The 25,670-nt window shown below is 62.3% G+C and carries 25 protein-coding genes and 1 tRNA gene; 14 read left to right on the top strand and 12 right to left on the bottom strand.

All coding sequences use genetic code 11. The features are described from left to right. Positions 1–99: 99 nt before the first annotated feature. A complete protein-coding gene (locus AC3WJT_RS10110) occupies positions 100–513 on the top strand; it encodes an EVE domain-containing protein (protein WP_492342985.1) in 414 nt (137 codons plus the stop codon). 132 nt (positions 514–645) lie between these two features. Here AC3WJT_RS10110 and AC3WJT_RS10105 read toward each other — a convergent pair whose 3' ends face one another. Then, positions 646–1,620: an NAD(P)H-dependent flavin oxidoreductase gene (locus tag AC3WJT_RS10105; RefSeq protein WP_492342984.1), complete on the bottom strand. Its 975-nt coding sequence runs from the start codon at positions 1,618–1,620 to the stop codon at positions 646–648. Between the two features lie 179 nt (positions 1,621–1,799). Beyond that, positions 1,800–2,537 (bottom strand): SIMPL domain-containing protein, encoded by a 738-nt coding sequence (locus AC3WJT_RS10100; protein ID WP_492342983.1) that lies wholly within the window; start codon positions 2,535–2,537, stop codon positions 1,800–1,802. 120 nt (positions 2,538–2,657) lie between these two features. Between AC3WJT_RS10100 and AC3WJT_RS10095 the strand changes: the two genes are divergently transcribed. The 4 genes from AC3WJT_RS10095 (at position 2,658) to AC3WJT_RS10080 (ending at position 6,286) form a co-directional block, all read left to right on the top strand. Beyond that, positions 2,658–2,733, top strand: a tRNA-Ile gene (locus AC3WJT_RS10095). A gap of 176 nt (positions 2,734–2,909) precedes the next feature. After that, positions 2,910–4,136: a tyrosine-type recombinase/integrase gene (locus AC3WJT_RS10090; RefSeq protein ID WP_492342982.1), complete on the top strand. Its 1,227-nt coding sequence runs from the start codon at positions 2,910–2,912 to the stop codon at positions 4,134–4,136. Positions 4,137–4,355: 219 nt separating this feature from the next. After that, the gene (locus AC3WJT_RS10085; protein ID WP_492342981.1) at positions 4,356–4,643 is read left to right on the top strand and encodes a helix-turn-helix transcriptional regulator; all 288 of its coding nucleotides are present in this window, start codon (positions 4,356–4,358) and stop codon (positions 4,641–4,643) included. Next, on the top strand, positions 4,640–6,286 hold the full coding sequence (locus AC3WJT_RS10080) for a DNA primase family protein (RefSeq protein WP_492342980.1): 1,647 nt from the start codon (positions 4,640–4,642) through the stop codon (positions 6,284–6,286). Before AC3WJT_RS10085 ends, AC3WJT_RS10080 begins: the two co-directional genes overlap by 4 nt. Before the next feature lie 281 nt (positions 6,287–6,567). Here the strand turns inward: AC3WJT_RS10080 and AC3WJT_RS10075 are convergent, their stop codons facing one another. After that, the gene (locus tag AC3WJT_RS10075) at positions 6,568–7,848 is read right to left on the bottom strand and encodes a DUF2628 domain-containing protein (RefSeq protein WP_492342979.1); all 1,281 of its coding nucleotides are present in this window, start codon (positions 7,846–7,848) and stop codon (positions 6,568–6,570) included. Between the two features lie 171 nt (positions 7,849–8,019). On the opposite strand from AC3WJT_RS10075, the gene AC3WJT_RS10070 reads away from it, so the two are divergent. Then, entirely contained in the window at positions 8,020–8,415 is a 396-nt protein-coding gene (locus AC3WJT_RS10070) for a helix-turn-helix domain-containing protein (protein WP_492342978.1), read from the top strand. Positions 8,416–8,571: 156 nt separating this feature from the next. Here the strand turns inward: AC3WJT_RS10070 and AC3WJT_RS10065 are convergent, their stop codons facing one another. Continuing rightward, positions 8,572–8,826, bottom strand: coding sequence for a tudor domain-containing protein (locus AC3WJT_RS10065; protein ID WP_492342977.1), 255 nt, complete (start codon positions 8,824–8,826; stop codon positions 8,572–8,574). A 349-nt stretch (positions 8,827–9,175) separates the two neighbouring features. Here AC3WJT_RS10065 and AC3WJT_RS10060 point away from each other — a divergent pair, with 349 nt between their 5' ends. Continuing rightward, positions 9,176–9,550 carry a hypothetical protein gene (locus AC3WJT_RS10060; protein ID WP_492342976.1) on the top strand — a complete coding sequence of 125 codons (375 nt, stop codon included), beginning with the start codon at positions 9,176–9,178 and terminating at the stop codon, positions 9,548–9,550. Between the two features lie 100 nt (positions 9,551–9,650). Here the strand turns inward: AC3WJT_RS10060 and AC3WJT_RS10055 are convergent, their stop codons facing one another. From AC3WJT_RS10055 to AC3WJT_RS10030, 6 genes are all read right to left on the bottom strand, one after another. Further along, a complete protein-coding gene (locus AC3WJT_RS10055; protein WP_492342975.1) occupies positions 9,651–9,830 on the bottom strand; it encodes a hypothetical protein in 180 nt (59 codons plus the stop codon). A gap of 579 nt (positions 9,831–10,409) precedes the next feature. Next, positions 10,410–10,679, bottom strand: a complete 270-nt coding sequence (locus AC3WJT_RS10050; protein WP_492342974.1) for a hypothetical protein — start codon at positions 10,677–10,679, stop codon at positions 10,410–10,412. 216 nt (positions 10,680–10,895) lie between these two features. After that, positions 10,896–12,272, bottom strand: coding sequence for an efflux transporter outer membrane subunit (locus tag AC3WJT_RS10045; RefSeq protein WP_492342973.1), 1,377 nt, complete (start codon positions 12,270–12,272; stop codon positions 10,896–10,898). A 19-nt stretch (positions 12,273–12,291) separates the two neighbouring features. Further along, the gene (locus tag AC3WJT_RS10040; RefSeq protein ID WP_492342972.1) at positions 12,292–13,815 is read right to left on the bottom strand and encodes a DHA2 family efflux MFS transporter permease subunit; all 1,524 of its coding nucleotides are present in this window, start codon (positions 13,813–13,815) and stop codon (positions 12,292–12,294) included. After that, positions 13,812–14,906 carry an HlyD family secretion protein gene (locus AC3WJT_RS10035; RefSeq protein ID WP_492342971.1) on the bottom strand — a complete coding sequence of 365 codons (1,095 nt, stop codon included), beginning with the start codon at positions 14,904–14,906 and terminating at the stop codon, positions 13,812–13,814. The genes AC3WJT_RS10040 and AC3WJT_RS10035 overlap by 4 nt, the downstream gene beginning before the upstream one ends. Before the next feature lie 11 nt (positions 14,907–14,917). Then, positions 14,918–15,409, bottom strand: a complete 492-nt coding sequence (locus tag AC3WJT_RS10030) for a MarR family winged helix-turn-helix transcriptional regulator (RefSeq protein WP_487299786.1) — start codon at positions 15,407–15,409, stop codon at positions 14,918–14,920. 69 nt (positions 15,410–15,478) lie between these two features. Between AC3WJT_RS10030 and AC3WJT_RS10025 the strand changes: the two genes are divergently transcribed. Then, complete coding sequence (locus AC3WJT_RS10025; protein ID WP_492342970.1) at positions 15,479–16,339, top strand: alpha/beta fold hydrolase; 861 nt, start codon at positions 15,479–15,481, stop codon at positions 16,337–16,339. A gap of 225 nt (positions 16,340–16,564) precedes the next feature. On the opposite strand, the gene AC3WJT_RS10020 is transcribed toward AC3WJT_RS10025, so the two are convergent. Together AC3WJT_RS10020 and AC3WJT_RS10015 are read right to left on the bottom strand one after the other, a co-directional pair. Continuing rightward, a complete protein-coding gene (locus AC3WJT_RS10020) occupies positions 16,565–17,284 on the bottom strand; it encodes an SOS response-associated peptidase (RefSeq protein WP_492342969.1) in 720 nt (239 codons plus the stop codon). An 81-nt stretch (positions 17,285–17,365) separates the two neighbouring features. Further along, complete coding sequence (locus AC3WJT_RS10015) at positions 17,366–17,575, bottom strand: hypothetical protein (RefSeq protein WP_492342968.1); 210 nt, start codon at positions 17,573–17,575, stop codon at positions 17,366–17,368. A 171-nt stretch (positions 17,576–17,746) separates the two neighbouring features. Here AC3WJT_RS10015 and AC3WJT_RS10010 point away from each other — a divergent pair, with 171 nt between their 5' ends. The 6 genes from AC3WJT_RS10010 (at position 17,747) to AC3WJT_RS09985 (ending at position 25,573) form a co-directional block, all read left to right on the top strand. Next, positions 17,747–18,685: an IS481 family transposase gene (locus AC3WJT_RS10010; RefSeq protein ID WP_492342967.1), complete on the top strand. Its 939-nt coding sequence runs from the start codon at positions 17,747–17,749 to the stop codon at positions 18,683–18,685. A 564-nt stretch (positions 18,686–19,249) separates the two neighbouring features. Beyond that, on the top strand, positions 19,250–19,858 hold the full coding sequence (locus AC3WJT_RS10005) for a recombinase family protein (RefSeq protein WP_492342966.1): 609 nt from the start codon (positions 19,250–19,252) through the stop codon (positions 19,856–19,858). Between the two features lie 333 nt (positions 19,859–20,191). Then, positions 20,192–21,607 carry a class I SAM-dependent DNA methyltransferase gene (locus tag AC3WJT_RS10000; protein ID WP_492342965.1) on the top strand — a complete coding sequence of 472 codons (1,416 nt, stop codon included), beginning with the start codon at positions 20,192–20,194 and terminating at the stop codon, positions 21,605–21,607. Continuing rightward, on the top strand, positions 21,607–23,148 hold the full coding sequence (locus tag AC3WJT_RS09995; protein WP_492342964.1) for a restriction endonuclease subunit S: 1,542 nt from the start codon (positions 21,607–21,609) through the stop codon (positions 23,146–23,148). Before AC3WJT_RS10000 ends, AC3WJT_RS09995 begins: the two co-directional genes overlap by 1 nt. After that, a complete protein-coding gene (locus tag AC3WJT_RS09990) occupies positions 23,145–24,713 on the top strand; it encodes an ATP-binding protein (RefSeq protein WP_492342963.1) in 1,569 nt (522 codons plus the stop codon). The genes AC3WJT_RS09995 and AC3WJT_RS09990 overlap by 4 nt, the downstream gene beginning before the upstream one ends. Next, on the top strand, positions 24,710–25,573 hold the full coding sequence (locus tag AC3WJT_RS09985) for an HNH endonuclease family protein (RefSeq protein WP_492342962.1): 864 nt from the start codon (positions 24,710–24,712) through the stop codon (positions 25,571–25,573). The genes AC3WJT_RS09990 and AC3WJT_RS09985 overlap by 4 nt, the downstream gene beginning before the upstream one ends. Positions 25,574–25,670: the final 97 nt, after the last annotated feature.

Below are 25,670 nucleotides of genomic sequence, written 5' to 3'. Positions count from 1 at the left end.
GACCTAATCGCTCTCTCGTTGGGGAAGGCAACAGGGACGTGGCGGAAGCCCTCGCGCCTGCTAGACCGGGCGGGCGATATCGGAGTCGGAGAGCGGTCGATGGCCCATTGGCTGGTGAAGTCGGAACCGGACGTTTTCAGCTGGGATGACCTGGTGAAGACCGGCGCGAAGGGCGAGCCCTGGACCGGGGTGCGCAACCACACCGCCAAGCTGAACCTGAAGGCGATGGCCCTCGGCGATACGGTGTTCTTCTACCACTCCCAGGCCGGCAAGGAGATCGTCGGCATCTGCGAGGTGGTGCGCGAGGCCTACCTCGATCCCACCGACGCCAAGGGGCAGTTCTTCTGCGTCGACCTGAAGGCGGTGAAGCCCCTGCCCCGCCCGTTCACCCTGGCCATGGCCAAGGACGACCCCGCCCTGGCGGCGATGAGCCTGATCACCAGCTTCCGCCTGAGCGTGCAGCCGGTGACCGATGAGGAATGGGCGCACGTGTGCAAGGTGAGCGGGCTGTAGCGGGCCCAAAAATTCCGCTCATCCCGGCGAAGGCTGGGACCCAGGTTTTTTCGGGAACACTCGGACCTTGGCCCGCAAACTAAAAACGCCTGGGTCCCGGCCTTCGCCGGGATGAGCGGGTGGAGTGAGCCCCTACGCCGCGAACTTCGCCAGGCGCTGGCGGATGATCTCGTCCGCCTCGCTCATGATCCGGTCGATCAGTTCCTTGCAGGTCGGGATGTCGTGGATCAGGCCCGCGACCATGCCGCAGGACCAGGCGCCGACGTCCATGTCGCCCTCGATCATGATCTTGGGATAGACGCCCGCGACTTCCTCGATGATGTCCTCGAACTTGATGTTGGCGCCCAGCTCCTTCTCCTTCTGGAGCAGGCGTTCGACGCCGGCGTTGGTCAGCACGCGCTCGGTGTTGCGCAGCGGGCGCATGACCAGGCGGGTGTCCAGCTCGCTGGCCGCGACGATGGCGTCCTTCACGTTCTGGTGGACCGGGGCTTCCTTCGTGGCGATGAAGCGGGTGCCCATGTTGATGCCGTCGGCGCCCATGGCCAGGGCCGCGACCAGCTGGGCGCCGTTGCCGACGCCGCCAGAGGCGACGAACGGGATCTTCAGCTCCTCGGCGGCCCGGGGCAGCAGCACCCAGTTGCCGACGTCGTCCTCGCCCGGGTGGCCGCCACACTCGAAGCCGTCGACGCTGACCGCGTCACAGCCGATCGACTCGGCCTTCAGCGAGTGACGGACCGAGGTGCATTTGTGGATCACCTTGATGTCGGCTTCCTTGAGCGCGGGAAGCCACTTGGCGGGGTTGTTGCCGGCCGTCTCGACCGCCTTCACGCCGCCCTCGATGATCGCCTTCACATAGCCGGGATAGTCGGGCGTGTTGACCGACGGCAGGAAGGTCAGGTTCACGCCGAAGGGCTTGTCGGTCATCTCCCGGCAGCGGGCGATTTCCCTGGCCAGATCGTCCGGCGTGCGCTGGGTCAGGCCGGTGATGATGCCCAGGCCCCCGGCGTTGGACACCGCCGCCGCCATCTCGGCGAAACCGACGAAGTGCATGCCGCCCTGGATGATCGGATGCTCGATGCCGAACATCTCGGTGATGCGGGTCTTCATGGCGCGTGTCCTGTCCTGGGGAGCGTTGTTGTTGGCAACGATCCTACGGACGCGTGAACGCGATGGGTAGGGGTGTCGTGGCGTCAGGCTTAAGGGGACATGTACCGAAGGTACGTGTCCCCCAATCGAGGCGCCGCGGGTTCAGGGGACACGTACCTTCGGTACATGTCCCCGCCGCCCTATTTGATCAGCTCGAAGGTCGCGTTGACGTCGATCCGCACCTTGAGCTCGCCGGCCTGGACCGGTGTGGACTCGGCCTTGTCCATACGCGCCATGGCCATCATCGGCATCGGCTGGGGCGGGCTGTAGCCGCCGCCTTCGCTCAGGGTCACCAGGCGGGCGCCGCTGTAGCCGGTCGCGCGGGCGTAGAGGTTCATCCGCGCCAGCAGCACCTTGACCGCTTCGGCGCGGGCGGCGTCTTCGGCGGCGGCGCTGTTCTGAAGGCCGAACTGGATGCCGCCGACATTGGTGGCGCCGGCGTTCACTGTGGCGTCGACGACCTGGCCCAGCTTCGTCAGGTCGCGCACGATGATCGTGACCTGGTTCGACACCTGGTAGCCGGTCAGCCTCGGCGGCAGGTTCTCCTGGTAGACGTACTGGGGATTGAGGCTGAGACCGCTGGTCTGGATGTCGCGGTCGGCGAGCCCGCCCTTCTTCAGGGCCGCGATCACCTGGTTCATCTTCACGGCGTTCAGGCGCATGGCTTCAGCCGCCGTCGGCGCCTCGGTCTGCACGCCCAGCGAGATGGTCGCCATATCGGGCGCTCGGTTGACCTCGCCATAGGCCGACAGGCTGAGCGTGGTGGCGCGGAAGATGGTGTCGGCCGCCGAGGTCGGCGCTGTCTGGGCGAGGGCGCCGCCGGCGGACCCGGCGACGAGCAGCGCCCCGATGGCGGCGGCGCGGAAGAGGGCTTTCATGGTCGGTCTCCGTGACGGGCGGTTGATGGGGTCCCGTCGATGGCTGGTTTGCCTGAGCCTACATGAACCGGACCTTTAAGGCGCGTTCGGGGCATGGTAACCGGCGGCTTCTTCACCTGAAGGCCCGTAGCTCAATGGTTAGAGCTGACCGCTCATAACGGTCTGGTTGGGGGTTCGAGTCCCTCCGGGCCTACCACTCCACCGTTCGCACGCGCGCGTCGATGTTCGCCAGCGCTCGCCGATGACCCACATTATCCTTAAAGGTCAATACTTTACCGTTCGCCTCCGTTCGCGGTTGACCGTTACGCGGCGCTGGCAGCCAGCGACATTTGTTGGTACTTTGTTGGTATTGGGCGGTCGGAGCAGCTGAATATGCCAACAAATCGACTTACTGAAGCTGCCATCCGGTCGCTTAAGCCTCGGGACAGGCCATACAAGGTTGCTGACGGTGGGGGCCTGCACCTGCTGATTCCCCCTCAAGGCTCGAAGCTCTGGCGCTTGGCCTATCGGTTTGACGGAAAGCAGAAGACGCTCGCGTTTGGCGGCTATCCCAACGTGACGTTGGCCGCTGCGAGGGGCCTGCGGGATGAAGCCAGGGCGGAATTAAGTCACGGCCGCGACCCGGGTGCTCCGTGCGCACCGCCGGTAAATCTGCATGAGACGTTCGAGCGCGTTGCCACCCGATGGTTCGACGCCAGAAAATCGAAGTGGACGCCGGGTCATGCGGCTCGGGTATGGAGCCGCGTCGAGTGCGATCTCAACAAGTCGCTGGGCGACAGACTGCTGTCCGACATCCAGAAGGCTGACATGTTGTCCGCACTCAGAGCGATTGAGAGTCGCGAAGGCGCGCCCATCGAAACGGCTCGCAGGGTGAAGGGGTATGCGTCCGACATTTTCGACTTCGGGAAGGCGGAAGGTATCGTTGACCGCAATCTCGTCCTTGAACTGCAAGGGGCCCTTTCCTCCCCACGACCGGTTCGCCACCGCGCCTCGGTGAAGCCGTCAGAACTGCCGGCCTTCCTTTCAAACTTGCGGGCCTACGCGGGCGACCGACGCACGGCACTGGCGTTGCGATTGATCCTGCACACTTTTGTGCGGACTTCCGAACTGCGGTTCGCGACCTGGGATGAGTTTGAAGGTTTGGATGGTGAAGAGCCGCTATGGCGAATCCCGGCCGAACGCATGAAGATGCGCCGCCCCCATCTCGTTCCACTAAGTCGCCAAGCTATAGGGATACTGGCCGAATTGCGGGTGCAGGGGGCGAATAGCTTGCACTTGCTCCCGAGCGACACGCGTTCCGGTGTTATCTCAGAGAACACGCTCATCTATGCTCTGTACCGGCTTGGATGGGCCACGAGGGCCACCGTTCACGGCTTCCGCGGAACAGCATCGACTGTTCTCAATGAGGCCGGGTTCAATCGAGACTGGATCGAACGGCAGTTGGCGCACACGGAAAGGGATGACATCAGGGCGGCGTACAACTCCGCCGAGTGGTTGGCCGACCGTCGGGTCATGTTGCAGTGGTGGTCGGACTTTCTAACGGCAAAGGAAGCTGAGGGCTTACGCTTGTCCGGTGCGCAACTGCGTAGTATAGGCTAGCGCCTTGATCATGCGTCTCGACGCGTTGCTACGGGTCTAAGGCCCAAACTTTACGATAGCGCACTCGCGCCTGACCAAACCGAAGGTTCAAGGTTTGGTCTTACGTTCGGCGAACGCCCCGCCTTTGTGGGCATAAAGTTCGTCCGCTTTCTATTGCAATTGAACTGTCACAGAAAGCCCGGTGCTGATTCAGCACGGGCCTACAAAGGCATTCTGCAAATGAAGGCAAACACTGAAGCTCACTCTCTCGATTCTTCCGTAGATTTCGAAAGTTCGCCAGGGGTGAGATACCGAAACCAAGAACGCGTTCTGCTCAACGTGGCAGATTTTTGTACCGCGACGGGCGTAGGCCGCACAACTTTCTATAAGCTCAAGGCAAGCGGATCACTCCCTACGGTCTCCATCGGCCGGAGAACCTACGTTCGAGTGTCGGATCTGCATGTCTGGCTATGCGGCCTTGGCGTGCCGGCCGGACAGTCGCTGCAAGGCGAAGGAGACTCGCTATGAGCTCCCAAGCGCCCGTCAAATCGATCAATCCCGCCGTGCGCCGCCTCATATCCGAGCTGCTCGCCACCGTGCGGCTCTCGGCTCCGCATCATCGAGAGCGGACGTTGAGAAACGTTGCGTTCAAGCTAGGCCAGCTCTGTGGGATGTCGCTGCTGGATCGAAGAACGGCCGAAGAGTCCTTGCGGACGCTGGCCCCTCAACCGGCGTCGCCGATTGTCTGGGATGAGGTCCTCAAGACGTTCGAGCAGGGAGCGACACGGAAGGACCGCGGTTGGCCACATGATCTGACAGAAAGCTCACGCGACCCTATAGCCGGCGGCGTACTGATCCAAGGTGAGACGGACGTCGCTAATGCGCAACGGCTCATCCAGATCGCGGGGTCCGAGCTTCTATTCACTAGGGGCAGTGGGTGGCACCGCTACGTAGAGGGGCGATGGTGCTCGGCAACCCGAAATCAGATGATGGGCATAGCAATTGAGGCTATCAACACGCTTGCGACTTTCAGTACCGCGTCTGGTGATCATACACTTCGGAACTTTGCAGAGAAATCGTTGAGCGAGCGCTCCATTCGTTCGACACTTTCTCTTGCAGAACATATGGCGGAGTTGCCAGATTCATCGCTTGATTCTTTCCCGTACCTGATTGGCGCCCCGAACGGGGTCATCGATCTGGCGTCTGGGCGGTTGAGAGCTCATGATCCAGCACTGCTCATCAAGCGATGCACTTCTGTACCTTACAGAAAATCATCGAAAGCTCCGAAGTTCGGTCAGTTCTTAGGGATGTCGACGGGCGGCAACGAAGAATTGGCCAGGCTGATCCAGCAGGCCGTCGGATACAGTTTGTTTGGTGGCAACGAGAGTCAGCTGCTGTTCTTTTTGCTCGGGCCGACCGCTTCAGGGAAAAGTACATTTCTTGGAATTATCAAAGACATTCTAGGTTCCTATGCGGCAACAACATCATTCAACACTATAGCTCGCAAAGGGTCTGATCAGTTTGCGCTTTCAGAACTAGCCAGACTTGTCGGTTCGAGGCTTGTGACGACATCCGAAGCCGACTACGGGCGGTCCCTCGACGAGGCGCTAGTCAAGTCCATCACTGGCGGCGAAGCGGTTATAGCCCGGCGACTGTACGGCGAGCCTTTTGAGTACAATCCAGACTTCAATCTTTGGGTTGCGGGAAATGAGTTGCCGAAGCTTCGGGAGACCTCTGAAGCGTTTTGGCGAAGGGTTGTCGTGCTTCCCTTCAACCACACCGTACCTTCAGACAAGCGTCAGGGGAACTTGGCGGATAGCCTTTTGGAGGAGGCCCCGGGCATCTTGGCCTGGGCCGTGAGGGGCGCTGTAGATTGGCGAGCAAACGGTTTCGTCGAGTGCCAGGAGGCGGCGGAGGCCAAAAGCACGTGGCGCATGACTCGCGACCACCTCGCCAGTTTTCTGGACGAGCGCACTACTGTCGATCCCGGCTATCCAGGCACAGCGGCGTCGACCCTCTACGAGGCCTACAAGGCATGGTGCAGGACAAGCCACGAAGAGGCGCTTCACAATCGAAGCTTTGTATCCAGACTAATGGAGCTCGGACACATCAAAAGGAAGACCAGTGCCGCATGGCTTTGGAGAGGAATCCGATTGCGGACTGGCTGGTAGTATCGCCGCCATCGCTGCCGCCATGGCGGCGATGGCAGTGGCTCTAGTGAGCTTTTTTCAGTTCAAATAATTCATATAGGATTGGTCGCCACCGCTGCCATTTGGCAGCGGTGGCATCCCCTAATCAGTTGCAGACAAGACTTTTCGAATAGCATTGCTGTCGGTCACCTTGGTCGCTGACCTGAGGCTATGCCTAGGATCACGTTGTAGCAGTTTGCACTGAAACGTCGTCTCCCGGGTGTGGCGGAACTATTTTTCTTCTGACTTCCGCGAAAACAGGCTCACTCGCCGTCCAAGTACCGGCCTTGAAGCCAAGTGATCATTTCCCGGTCTCCGAACTGCCGCTCCTGAAGGCCATCACTTCCGTCGGACACATCGACCAAGGCTGCGGCCTTGCCGGTCTTGATATCCAGGACAAAGGCCCCGCTTTTCGTCGTTCCACAGGACGGGGGAGCTTGGCCGATTGAGGTGGCGTAACGGCCGTCTTCGACCGCGACCTTGGTGTCACCGCTCATAACGCAGGTGATCTCATCCAAGCCCTCCGTGGTCAGCTGCCGCTCGATGTCAGGCTTGCGGGCGGGGTCGGTCAGCAAATCAAGGGTCGGTTGCCCCGCGAGCGCCGAGGCGGTCGACGGGGCTGCTTCACGGCCGTCCCCGAGGCGATCCATCAGGGTAGGAGCATTGGGGTCGATCTGCTGCCTAAGAGTCGCGGTCTCCTCGGCCGTTAGCGCCCGCAGGAGGGAGAACCGGCCGACCGACCCGTCGGTCGTGATCCAGAGCGTGCCGGGGTCTTCGCTATCGGCCCGGAAGATCGATTCAGAGACGGTGCCGACCATGCCGTCCCGGACCTTGATCGTGTCGGACCCGGTGCGCTGGTCGTGGGCAACAAACGTCAGGTGGTACGGGAAGACGCTGGAAAGAACGCCCTGTTGGCCTAGGAACAGGATCTTCGACCAACGACCGTTCTGATCGACCCAGACCCCATCGTACTTTCCGAGCGCAGCCGGGTCAGTCGCGCCGTCTTGGCTCGACTCGCCAACAGCGGCTTGCTCAGCGTCGATTAGAGCGCCGCTGACGCCGATCCCGGCCGCGCCAGTCACGATGGCCGTCGCAACCGTCGCTGCCGCCACAGCGACGCCTATGGCCGGCGCAAGCCAACTCACGCCGCCGCGACGCGCAATCTCAGCATCCGACCACCCTGCCGCGTCAGCGTCCCTCAGGAGCTGGCGGGTCCGCTTGAGGAGCAATGCCTCCGCGCCGAGGCCGACGAGGACGGCGAACAGGGCTGCCACGGCCAAGCCAATCACCGTGGAGGCTATGAGGCCCCCACAGATGACGATCAGCACCAGAAGCCCGGGAACGTAAAGCTTGCGGTGGAGCAGCCATACGGGGCCTAGCAGCATGGCCCCGGCATTGAATGAAAACTGTCGCTCGGCAGCAGTGGGGTCGCCACCAGCTCGGCTGACCATGATCTTCCATTGCTGGAGGTGATGCGCCGCATTGGGGCCAACCGCTTTGCCCAGCCGACCGTCCGCGAAAATCGATCCCTCAGTGTCTTCCATTCTGGTCCCCCTAGATCGCGCACAGGAGTACGAGCCGTTGCGGTGCGCACGCAGCGGACGCGACCAGGGCTATACCTGGAATTGTGACGTCTAGTTTTGATCATAGATGCGGCAAAAACCAGAACTCATGGTTCGTGGCTTGAGGGCGTGGCTGGCCGTCTAACTCAGGTCATGACCGACTCTGAGCTTCGAGCCTTCTTGGGCGCGCGCGTGAAGAAGTTTCGCGCTGAACTTGGACTGTCGCAGGAAGCACTCGCCCTCAAGATTGACCGGACTGTCGAGACGGTCAGCAAGATCGAGCGCGGCGCGGCGTCGCCGACGATGGACACCCTCGCGCGACTTGCTGATGCGCTGGAGGTCAAGTTCGTCGATCTGTTCTCATTCGACGATGAGCCGTGGGCTCATAGCGAGCGCTCCAAGAGCCGTCGGCAGCTTGTTCGGGAGCTCGGCGTGCTGAACGAAGCCGAAATCAAGCGGCTGCGGCGCATCGTGCGCGAAGTGGTCGCGTTTTCAGACGACCGGCGAGCCGGCGACAAGAAGTCGCCAACTGACGTCATTGACGAGTGAAACGGCCCTAACTTCGCCGGCAAATGACATTTTCGCAGACAGCGGTTAGTTGCTTGGCCGGTATGCCATCGTCGAACTCCAGATTGCGGATGAAGACAGCGAATGAAGTGCGCCGACGGACAGGCCGCCCGTCGGCGCCTCGCTGATCCGGGCCGGTCAGGCCTTCGTCGGCGGCTTCACGCCTACCGAGCGGCGCGGAACCATGAACTTCGGCTCGTCCTCGTAGCCGACCCACTTGATGGTGATCATGTCGCCCTGCTCCTGGACCCCGATCACTTCGGCTTCCCACCAGCCGGGCTCCGACTTCGAAGTGGCGAGCACAATCGTGCCCGCCTTGATGGCGCGCCAGGGATCGGCGGCCGGCATTTCGACCACGCGTGCGCCGTCGTTCTGAGCTTTGTCAGAAGTCATTGTATTTCCTAACGATTTTGAGTGAGTTTGTGGCGACGCTGTGACGCGCGGCCGTTCGCAGCATAGCGAAAAATGCGCGAATGCTCAAGTAGTCGTTATATTTCAATATCTTAAACTGAAGAGGTGGCGTTTTGAGTGCGACATGTGTCGCCAATGAGAAGCTGGCGCCTGATAGCCTATGTCCGCTGGCAGGCTGCCTCCGACTCATCTCGCCCGTTCCGAATGTCTGCCTCCCGGAACCGGATGCCAACGTCCGCTTGTTGGCCCGGACCCAACGGGAAGAAACGCCCCCCAAGCGACGTTGAGCGGGTCCGCTTCCCGGCTTAGGGGAACAAGCTATAGTGGGGGGATGAAATACGCCTCACTGCTCGCCTTCCTCAACGGACAGATCACGTCGGAGCAGTTCAGCGAGGAGATCGCGCCCGAGGTGGAAGAGTGCGCCGCCTCCATCAGGGCCACTCGACAGGGCTACATTCTGGCGCCCAAGGGGCCGGAGATTCCCTTTACGCGCGCCCAAGCCCGACGCTTAATTCAAGCTATGGCCGACAAGACCATCTCGCTAGAAGCGGCCTGCTACGTGGCCGACTGTGTGATCATGAGCCATTGCTTCGACTTCGACGAGGATGATGAAACGGCCCTCGAGGCGATGCATTTCGCATCCGATGACAGTCCCCCGCCTCCAACCGACGAGATGATCGCAAACGTGCTTAGAAGCCTGAATTGAGTCTGCAAACCACCCTTGGCTGACGTTCACCAGGTCCGCTCTCGGGCAGGACACTCGAAGGTCCGCTTTCTGGCTTGGTGCCAATGGGGGCAATCGACCCTTAGTCGACGTTGACGATCTTCCCCCAGCCTACCAACTGCGCGCCCTCCTGGATGCGCCACTCCTTTCCCACAACGAACGCCACGTCGTTCGGCCATGCGATAAATTGGATGTCGAGCAGCCGTTCTTCCCCGGGACTGAGGGGATTGGCTTGCGACACCTCCATAAGTCCCGTGGCCATCTGTCGATTGTCGGCGTCAAAGAAGTTGTGATTTGGTCGCCAACTACCCGCAACTGGCCTCGCACGGCCTCCCTGCTCTGTTGGCAGAAGGCGGACGATTGCGCGCACCTGGACAAGCCCACTACCCATAAAGATCCTCATTCAAGGCCAGCTTACGGCACATCGACGAATGTCCGAAAGCCACCCCGAACAGCCCTTCGGCAGGTCCGGTTTCCGAGGCGGCGTCGCACGTCCGGTTAGCGGCGGGATGCTTTCGACCGAACCCGACCCTTAGCGGACAAAAACTCCCCCTTCTTCCCGCTCATCCTCGCGGAAGCGAGGACCCAGGTTTACGGCGGGTGCACCTATGGCAGCCACCGTTTGCCGTGGCGGCTGGTGAACCCCGGCATCGGCACTTCGCGATGCTCGCCGACCCTTCGCACCAGGCTGTCGGTCGATCCGATGTAGAGGGTATCGTTGGGGAGCCAGACATCCGTTGAAGTGAGTGCACCGGCCGCAAACCTGGGTCCTCGCTTCCGCGAGGATGAGCGCAGGGAAAGGGGGCTGGACCGCCGCCTTCCACCCGTTGCGGACGTTGGACTACTTGGCGGTCTTCACGATGTTGACGAGTGCGAGCCCCTGGGTCGCGCTGGCGCTTACGCACCACACGCCCGCGAGCCCGTTCAACGGGACCGGGCTGTCGGTCGCTTCGTCAAAGGCTGCCGCGACCTCCTCCGAAACGGCATCGGCAATACGACTTACACGCAGCTTGTCTTGCCAAGCGCGAACTGCGGCCTGTTCGTCTGTTGCCCGCGTCTGCGCCACGTAGGTGCCGCCAGCGTAGTCGAGCAGGATCGTATAGAGATGCATGCCGCACGCTGGCACGGCCACGCGCTTTTTCCAACGTCCGCTCCCCACCCGTTGCGGACCTTGGTGACGTCCGCCTCTATGGCACCGAGCCGGGAAACGGACATTTGAGCGCCCGGCCCGAGAGCGGACCTGGTGAATGTCAGCGAAGGGTGGCTAGCGGACTTTGTGAGGCCGAGCGCAGAGCGGCATAACCCCGTCCACTTTTTCGGGGGAAGATCACACCGTCGCCGTCGCCGCAAACAGATCCGCGTAGGCTAGTAGGCGCTCCCCTTGGGCCCTTCCGAACGCCTGTCTCGCGCCGTTGGCCTGGCGCTGCGCATCAAGGACATCGAGCAGGCGCAGGGACCCCAGTTCGTACGCCCGCCGGGCCAGGCGCAGATTTTCCTCGGCCGTCGTCAATGCCGTCTGGCGCAGGCGCAATTCCGTCTCGCTGGCCGACACTGCCTCCAAACCATCAGCGACCTCGACGAAGGCCTTCAAAACAGTCGCTCGATAGCGCGCCTCAGTCCGCCTGGCCTCAGCCTCGGCCTGACGCACCCTGGCTCTTAGCGACCCGCCATTCCAGAGCGGGGCGGTGAGGCCTGACGCGAGATTCCAGCCGGCGCCTGCTGAGTCGAACAGGCCGTCCGGGCTGAGCGCCGTCTGCGCGAACTGGGCGGTGATGTTGAGATTGGGATAGAGACGCGCACGGTCGACGCCAATCTGGGCGATGGCTGCATGATAGGCGCTCTCGGCGGCCAGAATATCCGGACGCCCACGCAACAGCAGAGAGGGGATCGCCAATGGCCTGCCGGATGGCACGGTGAAGTCTTCCAGCGAAAAGGTCCGATCCGTCCAGTCGCCTGGCGCGCTGCCGGTCAACGCGGCCAGCGCGTTCTGAGCCGAGGCGAGATCGCGCCGAAGTGCGGGCAGGACAGCTAGGTCTTGCGCCAGCTGTGTCTGCACTCTCAGCAGATCGATCCGACCCGATGCGCCGGCGTCGACTGACCGTTGGGCCAAGGCCAAGGTCTGACGGTCATCGGCCACCACGGCTTCGGCAATGGTGATTTGCGCGCGAAGCGCGGCGATAAGGATGGCCGTGCGCGTCGTGTTCCCGGCGATGGCCAGGCGGGCCGCATCTAGCTGATAGCCCTGGCCTTGAACCTTGGCTGACGCGGATTCCAGAGCCCGACGATTGCCGCCGAAGAGGTCCAGATCGTAGGAGACCCTACTCCCGACCGAGTACCGGGAGATCGTGCGGTTTGGGAATCCATCGAAGCCGAAGGCGGCGCCGTTGATGCGGGCCCGCTCCACGCCGCTGGACAGACCGACTTGCGGCGAGCTCGCGCCTTCGACGACAGCCGCGGCGGCGCGCGCGGAGTCCAGCGCTGCCTCCGCCTCCGCAATCGTCGGGCTTCCTTTCAAGGCGGCGACGACGAGGGTGTCGAGATCGGTCGAGCCAAACGACGTCCACCACGGTGGTCCTGCGCTCTCACCAGCAAAGACGAAACCTCCCGTGCTCTCAACAGCCTGGTAGCGCGAAGGAGCAACAGCGGATGGGGAGGTGAAGTTCGGCCCCACCGTTGCACAGCCGGCCAGAAGGACCGCCATCATACAGACGCCTGTGGTCAATCTAGTCCGGTAACGCATCGCTGCCTCCAGCCACGACATCGCGCGGCGGCTTCAGAAATAGAATGAGTGGAATGGTCACGATGGTAAGCAACATCGAGAGATGGAAATCGTTCACATAGGAGACCATCGAAGCCTGTCGTCCGACCTCAGCAGCCATCATCGAAAGACCCTGAACGGAACCCAGATCGATCACGCCCCCCATCTGGCCCTGAAACACCGGGTTGTCGGGGCGGACGTTCTGCACCAGGACCGAATAGGAGGTCTGGGCGTTGCGCACGAACAATGCCTGCATCAGGGAAATCCCCACGGCGGAGCCAAGGCTTCGGGCCAGAGTGATCATCGCGGACCCGTCGGTCCGCAAACTCCCCGGAAGGGTCGCGAAGGCCAGGGTATTCGAGGATACGAAGATCAGACCAAGACCAAGCCCCTGCAGCAGGCCCGACACCATGATGAGATGGGCGTCCATCTGAGGCGAAGACATGGACATCTGCCACATCGCCGTCGCATTCAGGGCGAAGCCAACGAAGAGAACAGCCCGAGGGTCGGCCCGCCCGATGAACCGGCCGACAACCATCATGCTCACGAGCATGCCCAAGCCACGCGGCATGGTGACCAGGCCGACGGTGACCACCGGATAGCCGAGGATGTTCTGCATCAAGGGTGGGAGCAAAGCCAATGAGCTGTACATCAGCATCCCAGTCGCCAGACTCAGCACCATTCCTGCGGTGAAATTCCAATTTCGCAGCAGGACGCGGGAAAAGAAGGGGCGCTCGGCCGTGATTGTATGGACGGCGAATACGTAGAGACCGATTGCCGCCAGAGCCGCCTCAATAGTCACCTCCCAGGATTCGAACCAACCTTCGCCCGGGCCTCGGTCGAGCATCAGCTGCAATGCCGCGATAAAGAGGGCGAGCGCGCCAAACCCGAGGAAGTCGAACCTTCGGGGTGAGGCCGAGCGGCTTTCCGGCAAAAATCGGAGGACGCCAAGCAGGGCGAGAATTCCGACCGGGAGGTTGATGAGGAATACCCACGGCCAGCCGAACTGTTCGGTGATCCATCCCCCCAAGGCGGGGCCAAGCACGGGGCCCAATACGACGCCGGCTCCAAACGTCGCCATTGCCTGCGGGTGCCGTTCGGGGGGATTGATCTCAAACAGAATGGCTTGCGAGAGCGGCACGAATGACGCGCCGCAGAGACCCTGAATGATCCGAAAAACGATCATCTGCGGCAGGTTGGCGGCGAGTCCGCAGGCCAACGATGACAGTGTGAAGCCTACGATGGAGATAACCATCAAGGTCTTGCGGCCAATGCGTTCAGACACCCAGCCGACAAGGGGCGTCATCAGGGCCTGTGCGACAATAAAAGACGTCAGAACCCAGGTAATCTGGTCAAGACCAGCCGAAAGGCTTCCTTGCATATGCGGCAGGGCGACGTTCGCGATAGTGCTGTCCAAAGTGTACATGCTGGTGGCCAGCATGACCGACAGGGTGATCGGTCCCCGAGCAATCGGCCGCGTTGTGGTCACGAAAGGCCCTTGCCTTTGATCGTGGCCGCTTTGGGTCGCGTATCGACGCGCACCTTGGCGCTCATCCCGGCCCCGATCAGGAAGCCGGGTGGTGGATTGACCAGGACAAGGCGCACGGGGATGCGCTGGACGACCTTCACCCAGTTGCCCGTGGCGTTCTGAGGCGGCAGCGCGGAGAACACCGCGCCCGTGCCCGGACTGAAACTGGCGATCCGGGCCTCAAAGACCTTTCCGGGATAGGCGTCAAAGCGCACCGTGGCGCTTTGGCCAGCCCGCATGCTCTCGATCTGGTCTTCCTTGAAATTGGCTTCGATCCAGGGATCACCGGCAATCAGCCAGAAAAGGGTCTGCCCAGCGTTCACAAACGATCCACGCTGGACCTGATCGACCTTGGTCACCACGCCGGTCTGCGGCGCGATGACCAGGGTGTAAGACAGCGCCAGCCGCGTCCTCTCCAGACGCGCAGCGGCTTCGCGGACGGCGGGATGATCATCAATCGCGGCGTTTACACGGCCGCCAAGTTCCGCCAGCGCCACCGCCACGCCCTGTCTTGCGGCGGCCAGCGCGGAAGCGGCGGCGTCCACCGCATGATCTGCGGCCTCAACGTCCTGCCGAGACGCGATGCCCTCGGTAGCGAGCAGTCGCGCCCGCGCCTGTTCCTTCCTCGCGAAGGCCAACCCTTCCTCCGCGCTGCGCTGCGCCGCCACGCGGGCGCCGAACGTCGCTTCAAGGGCCGCCACACGGGTCCGGGCTGCCGCCAACGCGGCCTGTGCCTGGCTCAGGTCCGCTTCCGGGTTCGCTCGATCCAGAACGAACAAGACCTGCCCGGCCGCAACATGCTCGTTTTCACGCACCCGCATGTCGACTATCCGACCGGTGATACTGGTGCTGATCGGCACTCGCGCCGCTTGGACAAAAGCGTTGTCGGTTTCCTCGTAACGGCCGGCGGTCAGCATGAACCATGCGATCACTGCCAGCACCGCGACAGGCGCGGAAATCATGAACAGCAGGCGACGACGCCGCAGCAGCCCTTGAAGGCCACCCGCCGGCTTTGCACCCTGGTCGTCCCCGACTTCAGCCGCGTCGCTCATGATCCACTCTCCTACTCGGCCGATCCAATTTTCATCTCCACCAACCGGTCCCTCAGCCGCGCGAGCAACGACTGCAACTGGCTGACATCGAGGTCGGTGAGTCCGCTGAAGCATTCCGCCTGCAGGTCAGTGGCGGCGGTAATCACGTCCGGCAAAAGGTCCAAGGACGCCTGCGTAAGATGCACACGCCATTTGCGGCGGTCTTCGGGATCAGCGCGGCGCTCGACATGGCCCGACCGCTCCAGGCGATCCACGGCCTCGCCGACCGCGACCCGGCTGATCTCCAATCTCTGGGCCAGCGAGGCCTGCGTCTGCCCATCTTCTCGCGAGAGATAGGCGAGCACCCGCCAGGTCGCGCCGGTGAGGCCCACTCTCCGCATCCGTTGGTCGAAGGCGAGCCGAAGGAGGCGCGTGACCTCGGCAAGGGCGAACCCCGCGTCGAAGCGCGCATGGGCGGCTTCCTTCCGGCGTTCCGGCTCTTCGATTGGCCTGGGGTCGGACAACTTGGACCTTTGGTGATGACTATGTAATGGTCCTTATCATCAAGTGCCTTGCAAATGAAAGTTCCACTCATGACCGGACCTTCGCCGCTGACCTTTTTGGGGGATGAGGCGGTTGTGCTCACAGCGGACAGCTATGGGACACCAAATCGAGGAACAGTCCTCCTCGCCCACGGCGGCGGGCAGACACGGCATGCCTGGGCGAAGACTGGTGAACGCCTCGCCGCCGCTGGCTGGCGGGCGGTCGCACTCGACCTGCGGGGTCACGGCGACAGCGGCTGGTCTCCCACGGGGGACTACAGAATGCACCGGTTCGCCGCCGACATCGTGCGAGTCGCTGACCAACTCGGGGACAAGCCGGCCCTGGTTGGCGCGTCGCTCGGCGGGATCGCTGGAATGATGGTCGAGACGCTGGTCGCGCCCGCGACCTTCTCGTCACTGACCCTGGTCGATGTCACGCCGCGTATGGAGGCCGACGGCGTGGCGAAGGTCATGGGTTTCATGTCGGCGCGTGTTGCCGACGGCTTCGCTAGTCTGGAAGAAGCGGCCGAAACCATCGCCAGCTACATGCCGAGCCGGCCCCGAAGAACCGATCTCACCGGGCTTGGAAAGAACCTGCGCCGGCACCCCGACGGCCGCTACCGCTGGCATTGGGATCCGCGCTTCGTAACGAGTGTGATGGAAAGCCGCGACACTCACTCCATGGAAGACTTCCGCACGCGAGTGGGCGACATCAGCATACCTGTGCACCTAATCCGGGGGCGCATGAGCGAGCTGGTTTCCCAAGAGGCAGCCCAGGAGTTTCTGACGATGTTGCCCCAGGCGACCTTCACCGACGTCGAGAACGCCGGACACATGGTCGCCGGAGACAGGAACGACGCGTTCATCGAGGCTGTGGTCGGGTTTCTGTCACTGCGTGAGGCCATTCAATAATCGAAGCGGTGCGCGCCGCATTCGAAACGCCAGTGACGTTTCGCGTTTTCCGGCAATGGAGGTTGGGCGCGAATGACGGGCGTCAACTTCCGCTTTGGGTCGTTTCTCCCCATTGGATCAGCGTCGGAAACTCGCCTTTCCTGAGCATGCCACTCCAGGTCTGCCAACGGCGAGAAACCGGAACAGATCCAAGGCCTGCTCTTGGCGCGAAGGCGACGCTCTGCTCTAGCGAGGTGCCGCCGGATCCAGCACCACCAGCGCCCCATCCGGCAGCGGCCGTTGCAGCGCCGTCGCCTCACTCCAGGGCGCTCGCATCCAGACGTCGCGCTCTTCCTCTGTGGTCAGGATCACCGGCATGGCCTTGCTGTGGAACTCAGCCACCTCGGCGTTGGCGTCGGTCGTCAGGAAGCCGAACAGATGGCAGGTCTCCAGGCCGTCTTTGATCTTCCGCACGCAGGTCCATTCCGGCACCTCGACGCCAGCGAAGAAGGCGAGCGGCTGATCGTCGGCTAGGGCGAACCAGACCGGCTTGAGGGAGCCGCCGACCTGATCGGGTTCGCTGAAGGCGGTGAGTGGGACAAGGCACCGGTTGGCCGGCTCCAGCCATCGGAGCCAGTGGCGCGAGGTGGTGTTCCGCACATTCGTCGTCCCTCGATCAGGCTCCCTCCTCAGGAGCTCTTTGAAGGCTTCGTCGTCGATCTCCTTGCCCTTCTTGCGAAGGCCGTCAGCTCGCTTGCTGGCGGCCTTTAACAGCGCTTGGCTTGAGGAGGGTAGGCCCCACCTAGCGAGAACGAGTGCGTGTCCTTCGGCGCCGTTCCGGACAATCGGCGCGGCGTAGTCCGGGTAGATGTCACGAGGCTCAAGATTTCCGACGTCGGCCGACATCGCCCGGCTAGCGGCGAGGATATCAGCCGCGCCGGCGCGCATGCGGTAGAGGTTACACATCGGAACGTCCTGGGTCCGGGTGGGCGGCTCGGCAGGAGATCATGCGGGTCTATTGCCCACAAGCGCAGGGGCCTCAGGCCGCTACCGGATGGTGACGGCGATATGGTCGGTCTTGTCGCAGACCGAGCAGCGCGAGCGTAGTCGGATGCCATGCGGCGTCGCGCCTCGCCCGAAACGCTTGATCGCTACCGTGGCCGACATGCTGACCTCGTAGTCGCACTTGGTGCACCGCAGGAGCAGCCGCCCGTGCTCTCCTAGCGAGGGGCCGAGGAACTGGTGTCTCGCCGCCATCGGTTACCTGGCGGCATTTCGCATCGACCTGTGGTCCGCGGGCCTGTCGACATGACGCACCGCGATTTTATGAGCTTGGCCTAGATGTCGAAGCTATGAAGGTTGTTCACCCGGGGTTGGGTTGAGAGAGTGGTGTTGCGACACTCCAACCTCTAACCGGGGAGACCCCGGATGAACGTCCACAAGAATGCCCGTCTGACGCCGTCCGGTCGAGCCTTGCTGGCTGATCGTGTTGCTGGTGGCTGGACGGTGAAGGCCGCGGCTGGAGCGGCCGGCGTGTCCAGGAGGACGGCGCACAAGTGGCTGGTCCGGCATCGGCTCGGGGGCGAGCGAAGGCATCACGACCGCAGCTCGGCGCCGAGACGGTGTCCGCGCAAGGTCGGTGAGGACCTGGTGGCGCGGATCGAGGCCCTGCGGCGGGAGCGGCTGACCGGTCCGGCGATCGCCGCCCGGCTGGGCATGGCCCGCTCGACGGTCGGGCTGATCCTGCGCCGGCTGGGTCTTGGCCGGCTGTCGGCGCTGGAGCCCAGGCCGCCGGCCAACCGCTACGAGCGGGCCGCCCCCGGCGAGATGATCCACCTGGACATCAAGAAGCTGGGCCGGTTCCGGATGGAGGGTCACCGGGTCACGGGTGACCGTCAGGCCGGAACCTCGCGCGGCGCCGGCTGGGACTTCCTGCACGTCTGCGTCGATGACGCCTCGCGCCTGGCCTACACCGAGATCCTGCCCAGCGAAGGCCAGCACGACACGACCGCCTTCCTCGAACGCGCGTTGGCCTGGCTGGGCCGACACGGGGTCACGGTCGAGAGGGTCATGACCGATAACGGCTCGGCCTACCGCAGCAAGCTCTTCGCTGACGCCCTCAGCAAGGCCGGGGCCCGGCACGTCCGCACCCGGCCCTACACGCCCCGCACCAACGGCAAGGCCGAGCGGTTCATCCAGACCAGCCTGCGCGAGTGGGCCTACGCAAAGCCCTACGCCTCGTCAGACCAGCGCACCGAAGCCATCAAACCCTGGACCGACAGCTACAACGCCAGCCGACCACACTCGGGCATCAACGGCCTCACGCCTTGGCAGCGTGTGAACAACCTTCTTGGAAACGACACCTAGACCGCCAAATAGGGACAGGACCGCTTTGGTCTGCCGCAGCCCGGCCGCGATCTCGATCTGCGCGTCAGAGACCAAGTTCGCTAGGATCCTGCCTTCGTAGGTCGGCCAGTCCTGCATGCGCCCCGCTGCGGCAAGTCGCTCGATGGCGCCCGGGTCGCCGTCAGCACCAAACTGCGTGATCTCTTCGCGAGCGGTCTGTTCGATGACGCGTCGGTATTCCGGCCTCAAGTCGTCAAGCCGAACCGTCCGCGGTGCCGCCCCAAGCATGGGCTCCATCACTCTGTCCTCCTGGAATGCAGGGCACCGTAGCGCCACGCCGAATGAGAACAAAGAAAGAACTTCATCCTCGCGTCACCGTGATCAACGGCCCGACCGCGCGCCGCGGAGCTCCGCTCCGGCATGGGAGGCAAGCGTACCCCTCGATCAGGATATCAGTAATTGGAAGCAGTGATCGAAATCGACCGGTTTCGATACAGCGTGTTTATGTGTATCGAAAAATAGGATGTCCTCGATTTCAATACATGCGAAATTTCGAACCGTAGTTTCGATACACGGAGAACTTGGATGTCCAGAGTATTTGCCTATTGCCGGGTGAGCACCGGTGATCAAACAACTGAAAATCAAATCCGAGAGATCGCGTCCGCTGGCTTCAGCATTACCTCTCGGCGCACCATTGAGGAGACCATTTCAGGTTCGGTGCCGGCGTTCGAGCGAAAGCAGTTCGCGCGTCTCGTCGAAAAGCTCGAACCCGGAGACGTCTTGGCCGTCACCAAACTCGACCGGCTAGGGCGGAGCGCCATGGACGTGCGCGCCACTGTTGACCGATTGGCGCAAGAGGGCGTTCGCGTACACTGCCTAGCGCTGGGGGGCGTCGACCTGACCAGCGCAGCAGGCCGCATGACCATGGGTGTGATCGCCGCTGTTGCGGAATTCGAGCGCGACCTGCTTATCGAGCGAACGCAGTCAGGCCTCCGCCGCGCCAAGGCTGCCGGCAAAAGGCTTGGTCGGCCGCCGGCGCTAAACGCGGCGCAAAGGCTAGAAGCAGTCGAGGGGCTCGCGGCAGGCTTATCCCTGGGAATGCTCTCCAAGCGTCTGGGCGTGTCGCGGTCCGCTATCCAAAGGATCGCCCGACAATCGGCCAACGCGCAAGGTAGCGCCACAGTTCGAATCTGACTCAAAGTGGCAGCTTGATTGGCCTGCCAGTGGCACAGCCTGTTCTCAGAAACCCCTGCGGACCTTCAGGCTCCGAACCCCTGCGTACCTCCAGGACGGGTATCGCACTGACGCTGCCGGGGCGCCTCGGCAGTCACAAGTGCGGACCAACGGTCGCAGCCGCGGCCCGCGCCGGCCTTCGGACGCCCAACCGCGCCGGCGCTCGGATTGAGCGGCTTTGGAGGGCGCTGCGGATAAAGACCCGCCGACGGTCGACAGCGGACTAGCGGATCGAGGAGCCGGCGCGCTAAACGACACAGCAAGCGACCAGGCTTGAAGAGATCGGCGACTGCGATGACCATGGCTGGTGAGTCCGTTCGGGATGTCATTCAGGAGCTCTGGGCCTTGTGCGACGTCCTTCGGGACGATGGCGTGACCGCGCAGGACTACCTGACTGAGCTCACGTATCTGCTGTTCCTGAAGATGTTGGCGGAGCAAGGGCGCGAGGAGGTTCTGCCTGCCGACTTTCGTTGGAAGTCTTTGGTAGAGCCGCGCCCCGACAACGCCCTGGCGCATTATGAGCAGACCCTGTCCATGCTGGCAGCGCATACGGACAAGGAGGTCGCTGCGGTTTTTGCCAACGCGCGCACATCGGTTCGCAGCGATGCGACCTTGATGCGTCTGATTGGCGCCATCCAATCCCTTTCATGGTACGCGAGCGACGTCGAGCGGATCGGCGACATTTACGAAGGCCTTCTGGAGAAGGTCGCGACGGACCGAAAAAGCGGTGCCGGGCAATATTTTACACCCCGGCCGCTGGTCGATTGTCTTGTGGCGGTCACCCGGCCAAGGGCCGGTGAGATCATTCAGGATCCGGCGGCTGGCACCGGCGGGTTTCTGGTGGCCGCAAAGCGAGCCGTCGAGAGCCAAACAGGGGCGGCGGCAGCAGACGCGCACTTCACCGGATCCGAACTCGTGCCGGAGACATTCCGCCTGCTGCTGATGAATTTTCTGCTGCATGACATGAGGGCCGACGGCATAATCTCTGGGGATACCTTGGGAACAGCGGGCACCAGTCTTCCACGGGCGGATCTCGTGCTCAGCAACCCGCCCTTCGGTGTGTCGAAGGGCGGTCGGAAGCCGGGTCGCGACGACCTCATTTTGACCGGTGATAGCCGGAACAAACAGCTGGCCTTCATTGAACACATCGGGAGATCGCTCAAGTTGGGGGGGCGGGCAGCAGTGATCGTCCCCGACAATGTCTTGTTCGCGGGCGGAGTGGCGCGCCGGGTGCGCACTTGGCTCCTAGACGAGTTCGATCTTCATACGATCCTTCGACTGCCGTCCGGCATCTTCTATGCGCAGGGCATCCGCACCAGCGTGCTGTTCTTCAATCGCACCCCCGGAGCCACTACGTCGAACACGTGGTTCTACGATTTGCGGGCGGGCCTTCCCGCCTTCGGCAAATCGCGGCCGTTGCGCGCCGACGACTTCGTGGACTTCATAGCTCGGTTCGGGGGAGCGGCGGACGGCTCTGGAGCACGCGTCGACACCGGAGAGGCCGAAAGCCGCTTTCGAAAAATCTCGCGAGAAGAACTCGAGAAACGCAACGACACACTTGACGTCGTTTGGCTGACGGAGCCGGACGCCAGCGAAGACGAGCTCGACGAGCCTTCCGACCTCCTCGACGCCGTGCGTGAACATATGCAGCGAGCATCTGCAGCGGTTGAGGCACTCGCCGCGCGTATCGACGTTGCGACGGCGGATTGATGGCGCTTCGAAGCAGCACTTCGGAGTTGGTGGCGGCCTCGACTGACCCTTTGCTGGGGTCCGCCGAGCGATGGCCCCGCGTCGAACTCCGGATGATCGCTGACATTCAGTCCGGTTTCGCGTTCGCGTCCCGCTACTTCAACGAGTTGGGCGGAGTGCCCTTGATCCGCATTCGGGACATAGGACGCAACAATACCAAAACACTCTATTCCGGACCCATTGACGACCGCGACTGGGTGGAGCCCGGTGAGTTCTTGGTCGGGCTGGACGGGGAGTTTCGCTCCGCCCGCTGGGAGGGACCGCGTGCGCTCCTCAACCAGCGCGTTGCAAAGATCACCATCGACTCGCCGCATTACCGACAGGGATTCCTAGAGTTGATCCTCCCGGCTTACCTTCGGGCGATCAACGCGAACACCTCGTCAATAACGGTCAAACACCTCTCCACCCAGACGCTTGCGAGCCTTCCCCTGCCTCAACCAGCGTTGTCGGAGCAGGACGAGATCGTGAGGTTCATGAACGAAGTCGACCGAACGGTTGGAACTGCGGCTTTGGAGCTGGCCTGCGCGACCAATCAGCTTTCCGCCTATAACGAAGCACTGTTCCGGGCCGCCTACGCGCCGCGCGACGGCTGGACGACCAGGAACCTGGGCGATATCGCCGACGTCCAGGGCGGCGTCGCCTTGGGCCGCCGTTACGCTCCGGACGAAGAACTAGTCGAACGTCCCTATCTCCGCGTCGCCAACGTTCAGCGCGGCCATCTCGATCTGCGCGACATCCGCACGATACGCCTGCGTAGGACAGACGCTGATCGTCTGGCGTTGAGGTCAGGCGACGTTCTGATGAATGAGGGCGGAGACCGCGACAAGCTAGGTCGAGGTTGGATCTGGGAGGATCAGATCGCCGACTGCATTCATCAGAACCATGTATTCCGCGTAAGGCTGACGACAGGCGGGGTTAGTCCGCTGTTCCTAGCCCGTTACGTCAACTACGTGGCGCACGGATATCTCGAGGCCGCTGGAACGCAAACGAGCAACCTCGCCTCCATCAGCTCGCGGGCGGTCAAGGCCCTTCCGATCCCGATCCCGCCCTCTTCCGAAGTCGACCAGATCGACGAGACTCTGAGCTTCGCGGTCGCGGAAATCGAGAATTTCGAAAGGGAGGCCCAGCAAGCGAAACGCCTCTTGGACGCTGTCCGGCCGATGCTGTTGGCGCAGGCCCTAGAGGGCCTTCGAAGTCGTCCGTCCGAGGAGCCATTAGCGCCGATTGCGTCCCCGGCTGAAACGGCCCGGACACGTCCAGCCAAAGCGAAGAGGTTGACGCCTTTGAAAATAATGCAGCACACAAAGCGAGTGTCGCTCCTGGATATCATCGCAAAGGCCTCTGGTCCGCTCTCTCCGGAACAGCTGTTCGCTGCCTCCAACCTTGATGTCGAAGAGGTGGAGGTTTTCTATGGTGAGCTTAGCCAGTTGGTGGACGCAAACTTGATTGCGGAAGACGAGGATCGCAATCTCATTGCCGGCCCTGGACGCGATCCGTCATGAGAGTGCTGGAACTCAGCCTGCCCCGCTACAAGAACCTCGCTGGCTTCGAGATCGAATTCGATCCGAACGTACCCGACGTGCTCATTGTGGGAAACAACGGCGCCGGCAAGTCGAACCTTATCGAGGCCCTCGTCATCATCTTCAGGGACCTCATTGAGGGCCGGGCGTCGGAGACCGATTTTCCCTATCGCCTTACCTATGAAATCAAGGGCGCTCGGGTCCGGGTCGACCACGATCCATTTCGGGAACGTCCACGCACCCTTTTCTCCGTTGATCAGGCGCCCGTGCAACTCTCATCCTTGGCTGAAAAGGGCTTCCTGCCGAAAACTGTGTTTGCCTACTATTCTGGTGCAAGTGATCGGCTCAGCCGCCTGTTCGACAGATCCCTCGTCGCGTTTCGCGACCGGATGATTGCGGGCGACATCTCAGCGCATCAGGGCCTGATCTACGGCCGTCCCATTCACAGCCGGTTCGTGCTGCTCGCCTTCCTCATCGAGCAGGAAGCCGAGGCTTTATCGGTCTTGCGCGAAGAGCTCGGCATTGAGGAACTAGATAGCGCGCTCTTCGTGCTGCAGAGACCCTCTTGGGGCGTCAATCAATCCGTGCGCGACAAGGCCAGGTTTTGGAAGGCCAAGGGCGTCGTCAGAGAGTTTCTAAAAAGGCTCTACAAGGCCTCGCTCGCCCCCCTCCAGCTGGTGGCTAAGGAACGAACGGGCATCAACACCAAGACCGGCCGACAAAGGATCCACCTTTTCATTCGGCGCGTCGAAGATCTGCGTCTGATCGTCGACAGCCTGCGCCCCCCGGACGAGCCGCGCTCGAGAAGTTTGTTCCGGCTATTGGAAAGCGCCTTCGTCTCAGATTTGATCCACGATGTGGCCGTGACGATCCGCAAGACGGACGCGGACGGCGGTATCGGCTTCAGAGAATTGAGCGAAGGTGAGCAGCAGCTGTTGATGGTGCTCGGGCTCCTCAGGTTCACGCGTGACGAGGAGAGCCTCTTCCTGCTCGACGAGCCAGATACCCACCTCAACCCGGTCTGGGGCCTCAAATTCTTGGAACTAGTCGAAAAGGTGGTCGGGCAGGATCAGACTCGCCACCTCCTTCTGGTGACTCATGACCCCGTCGCCGTTGCCATGGCAGACCGTCGGCAGGTCAGGCTGCTCGTCAAATCGGACAACGGCCGGATCGAAGCTAGGGCCCCGACCGAAGATCCGAGCAAGCTGGGCGTGCCCGGTGTGCTCATGAGCGAAATGTTCGGGCTGGCCTCACTCATGTCCCCATCGGTTCAAAAGGACGTTGAGGACAAACACCAGCTTGTGGCTCTCGGAGAGGGCCGGTCGCCAAAGCAGTCGGCCGAACTCCAGCAAGTCAATGAACGACTGGCCGAGGTCGACGTCTCCGCCGCCTTGCCCGATCCGCTTTACGCGGAATTCGTCAAGCGTGTGATGGACCGCGAGGCTGCCCTGTTTACTGGGGACGCCGCCCTTACCAGCAAGCAACTGAGGGATCGCGACGAACTGATGGACAAGGTTCTCGACGAGTTGTTCGATAGCCCAAAATGAGAGGTATTTCGCTAAGCGACCTCATTCTGCCCGCAGGTTGGACAGCACGGGCATTGGCCGCGGAGGAGGCCGTTAAGGGGGCTGCCGACAAGCCGGCGAAGATCGGCGAATACGCTTCCATCTGGGGGGACCTCAAAGACCCCCTGAGCCAGCTCTCGAAGAATAAGTGCTTCTATTGCGAGACTTTGCGGATCCGCGACGACTATCAGGTAGACCACTATCGACCGAAGGGCGGCGTCGCCGCCAACGGTCATTCCGGCTATTGGTGGCTTGCGTTCAAAAGCGAGAATCTGAGGTTCGCTTGTCGCTTCTGCAATGAGAGACGCATCAACGCTGGCTCTGTTGTCGGCGGCGGTGGGAAAAGTTCCGAATTTCCGCTCCTGGCGGGCGGAACGCGCGCAAGCAAACCCACCGATCCTCTTGAGGACGAGTATCCCGCGCTAATCGATCCCTGCCGCGCCAACGAGGTCGGGTTGATCGGCTTCAACGATTTCGGGGTTGCGACACCGCAGGCGGCCATTGCCGACGAGCCGACGGAGTTCGAACGCGCGAGAGCGTCGATCCGCATTTACCATCTCAACCACGCCTACATCCGGCGCCGGCGAGAACAAAAGGCCCTGATTATCCGCCGGAAAATTGCCGAGGTGACGCTGCAGCTCGACATGGCTGTACGGCGAACGAAGGCTGGAAATCAGCAAGCCGCACTGGACGCCAAGGCCCGAGCCGGCCAGCTAATAACGGAACTCGCCGAGATGCGGAAAGCCAATGAAGAATACTCCGCGCTGACGACACACGTCCTAAAGCTCAATCAAACTCGCAACCGCCGCTGGATTGATCGCCTTCTTGTGACCGCAGCATGACGAGGTCGTGCCTCGCAAGGCCAGATCGCATCAGGGCTTCCGCCGGATCGTGGCGGCCTGCCGCTTGGTCACCGCGGACCGCCTTTGCCAATGTCCA

It is taken from the genome of Caulobacter sp. FW305-C-30-S16, assembly GCF_058783025.1.
The sequence above is the reverse complement of the archived record's forward strand: the minus strand, read 5'-3'. Positions and strand labels throughout refer to the sequence as shown.

Bases quoted from the DNA above. Each gene is read 5' to 3' on its own strand.
- AC3WJT_RS10110 (WP_492342985.1), top strand. From the start codon at position 100: ATGGCCCATTGGCTGGTGAAGTCGGAACCGGACGTTTTCAGCTGGGAT.
- AC3WJT_RS10105 (WP_492342984.1), bottom strand. From the start codon at position 1,620: ATGAAGACCCGCATCACCGAGATGTTCGGCATCGAGCATCCGATCATC.
- AC3WJT_RS10100 (WP_492342983.1), bottom strand. From the start codon at position 2,537: ATGAAAGCCCTCTTCCGCGCCGCCGCCATCGGGGCGCTGCTCGTCGCC.
- AC3WJT_RS10090 (WP_492342982.1), top strand. From the start codon at position 2,910: ATGCCAACAAATCGACTTACTGAAGCTGCCATCCGGTCGCTTAAGCCT.
- AC3WJT_RS10085 (WP_492342981.1), top strand. From the start codon at position 4,356: ATGAAGGCAAACACTGAAGCTCACTCTCTCGATTCTTCCGTAGATTTC.
- AC3WJT_RS10080 (WP_492342980.1), top strand. From the start codon at position 4,640: ATGAGCTCCCAAGCGCCCGTCAAATCGATCAATCCCGCCGTGCGCCGC.
- AC3WJT_RS10075 (WP_492342979.1), bottom strand. From the start codon at position 7,848: ATGGAAGACACTGAGGGATCGATTTTCGCGGACGGTCGGCTGGGCAAA.
- AC3WJT_RS10070 (WP_492342978.1), top strand. From the start codon at position 8,020: ATGACCGACTCTGAGCTTCGAGCCTTCTTGGGCGCGCGCGTGAAGAAG.
- AC3WJT_RS10065 (WP_492342977.1), bottom strand. From the start codon at position 8,826: ATGACTTCTGACAAAGCTCAGAACGACGGCGCACGCGTGGTCGAAATG.
- AC3WJT_RS10060 (WP_492342976.1), top strand. From the start codon at position 9,176: ATGAAATACGCCTCACTGCTCGCCTTCCTCAACGGACAGATCACGTCG.
- AC3WJT_RS10055 (WP_492342975.1), bottom strand. From the start codon at position 9,830: ATGGCCACGGGACTTATGGAGGTGTCGCAAGCCAATCCCCTCAGTCCC.
- AC3WJT_RS10050 (WP_492342974.1), bottom strand. From the start codon at position 10,679: ATGCATCTCTATACGATCCTGCTCGACTACGCTGGCGGCACCTACGTG.
- AC3WJT_RS10045 (WP_492342973.1), bottom strand. From the start codon at position 12,272: ATGATGGCGGTCCTTCTGGCCGGCTGTGCAACGGTGGGGCCGAACTTC.
- AC3WJT_RS10035 (WP_492342971.1), bottom strand. From the start codon at position 14,906: ATGAGCGACGCGGCTGAAGTCGGGGACGACCAGGGTGCAAAGCCGGCG.
- AC3WJT_RS10025 (WP_492342970.1), top strand. From the start codon at position 15,479: ATGACCGGACCTTCGCCGCTGACCTTTTTGGGGGATGAGGCGGTTGTG.
- AC3WJT_RS10020 (WP_492342969.1), bottom strand. From the start codon at position 17,284: ATGTGTAACCTCTACCGCATGCGCGCCGGCGCGGCTGATATCCTCGCC.
- AC3WJT_RS10015 (WP_492342968.1), bottom strand. From the start codon at position 17,575: ATGGCGGCGAGACACCAGTTCCTCGGCCCCTCGCTAGGAGAGCACGGG.
- AC3WJT_RS10010 (WP_492342967.1), top strand. From the start codon at position 17,747: ATGAACGTCCACAAGAATGCCCGTCTGACGCCGTCCGGTCGAGCCTTG.
- AC3WJT_RS10005 (WP_492342966.1), top strand. From the start codon at position 19,250: ATGTCCAGAGTATTTGCCTATTGCCGGGTGAGCACCGGTGATCAAACA.
- AC3WJT_RS10000 (WP_492342965.1), top strand. From the start codon at position 20,192: ATGACCATGGCTGGTGAGTCCGTTCGGGATGTCATTCAGGAGCTCTGG.
- AC3WJT_RS09995 (WP_492342964.1), top strand. From the start codon at position 21,607: ATGGCGCTTCGAAGCAGCACTTCGGAGTTGGTGGCGGCCTCGACTGAC.
- AC3WJT_RS09990 (WP_492342963.1), top strand. From the start codon at position 23,145: ATGAGAGTGCTGGAACTCAGCCTGCCCCGCTACAAGAACCTCGCTGGC.
- AC3WJT_RS09985 (WP_492342962.1), top strand. From the start codon at position 24,710: ATGAGAGGTATTTCGCTAAGCGACCTCATTCTGCCCGCAGGTTGGACA.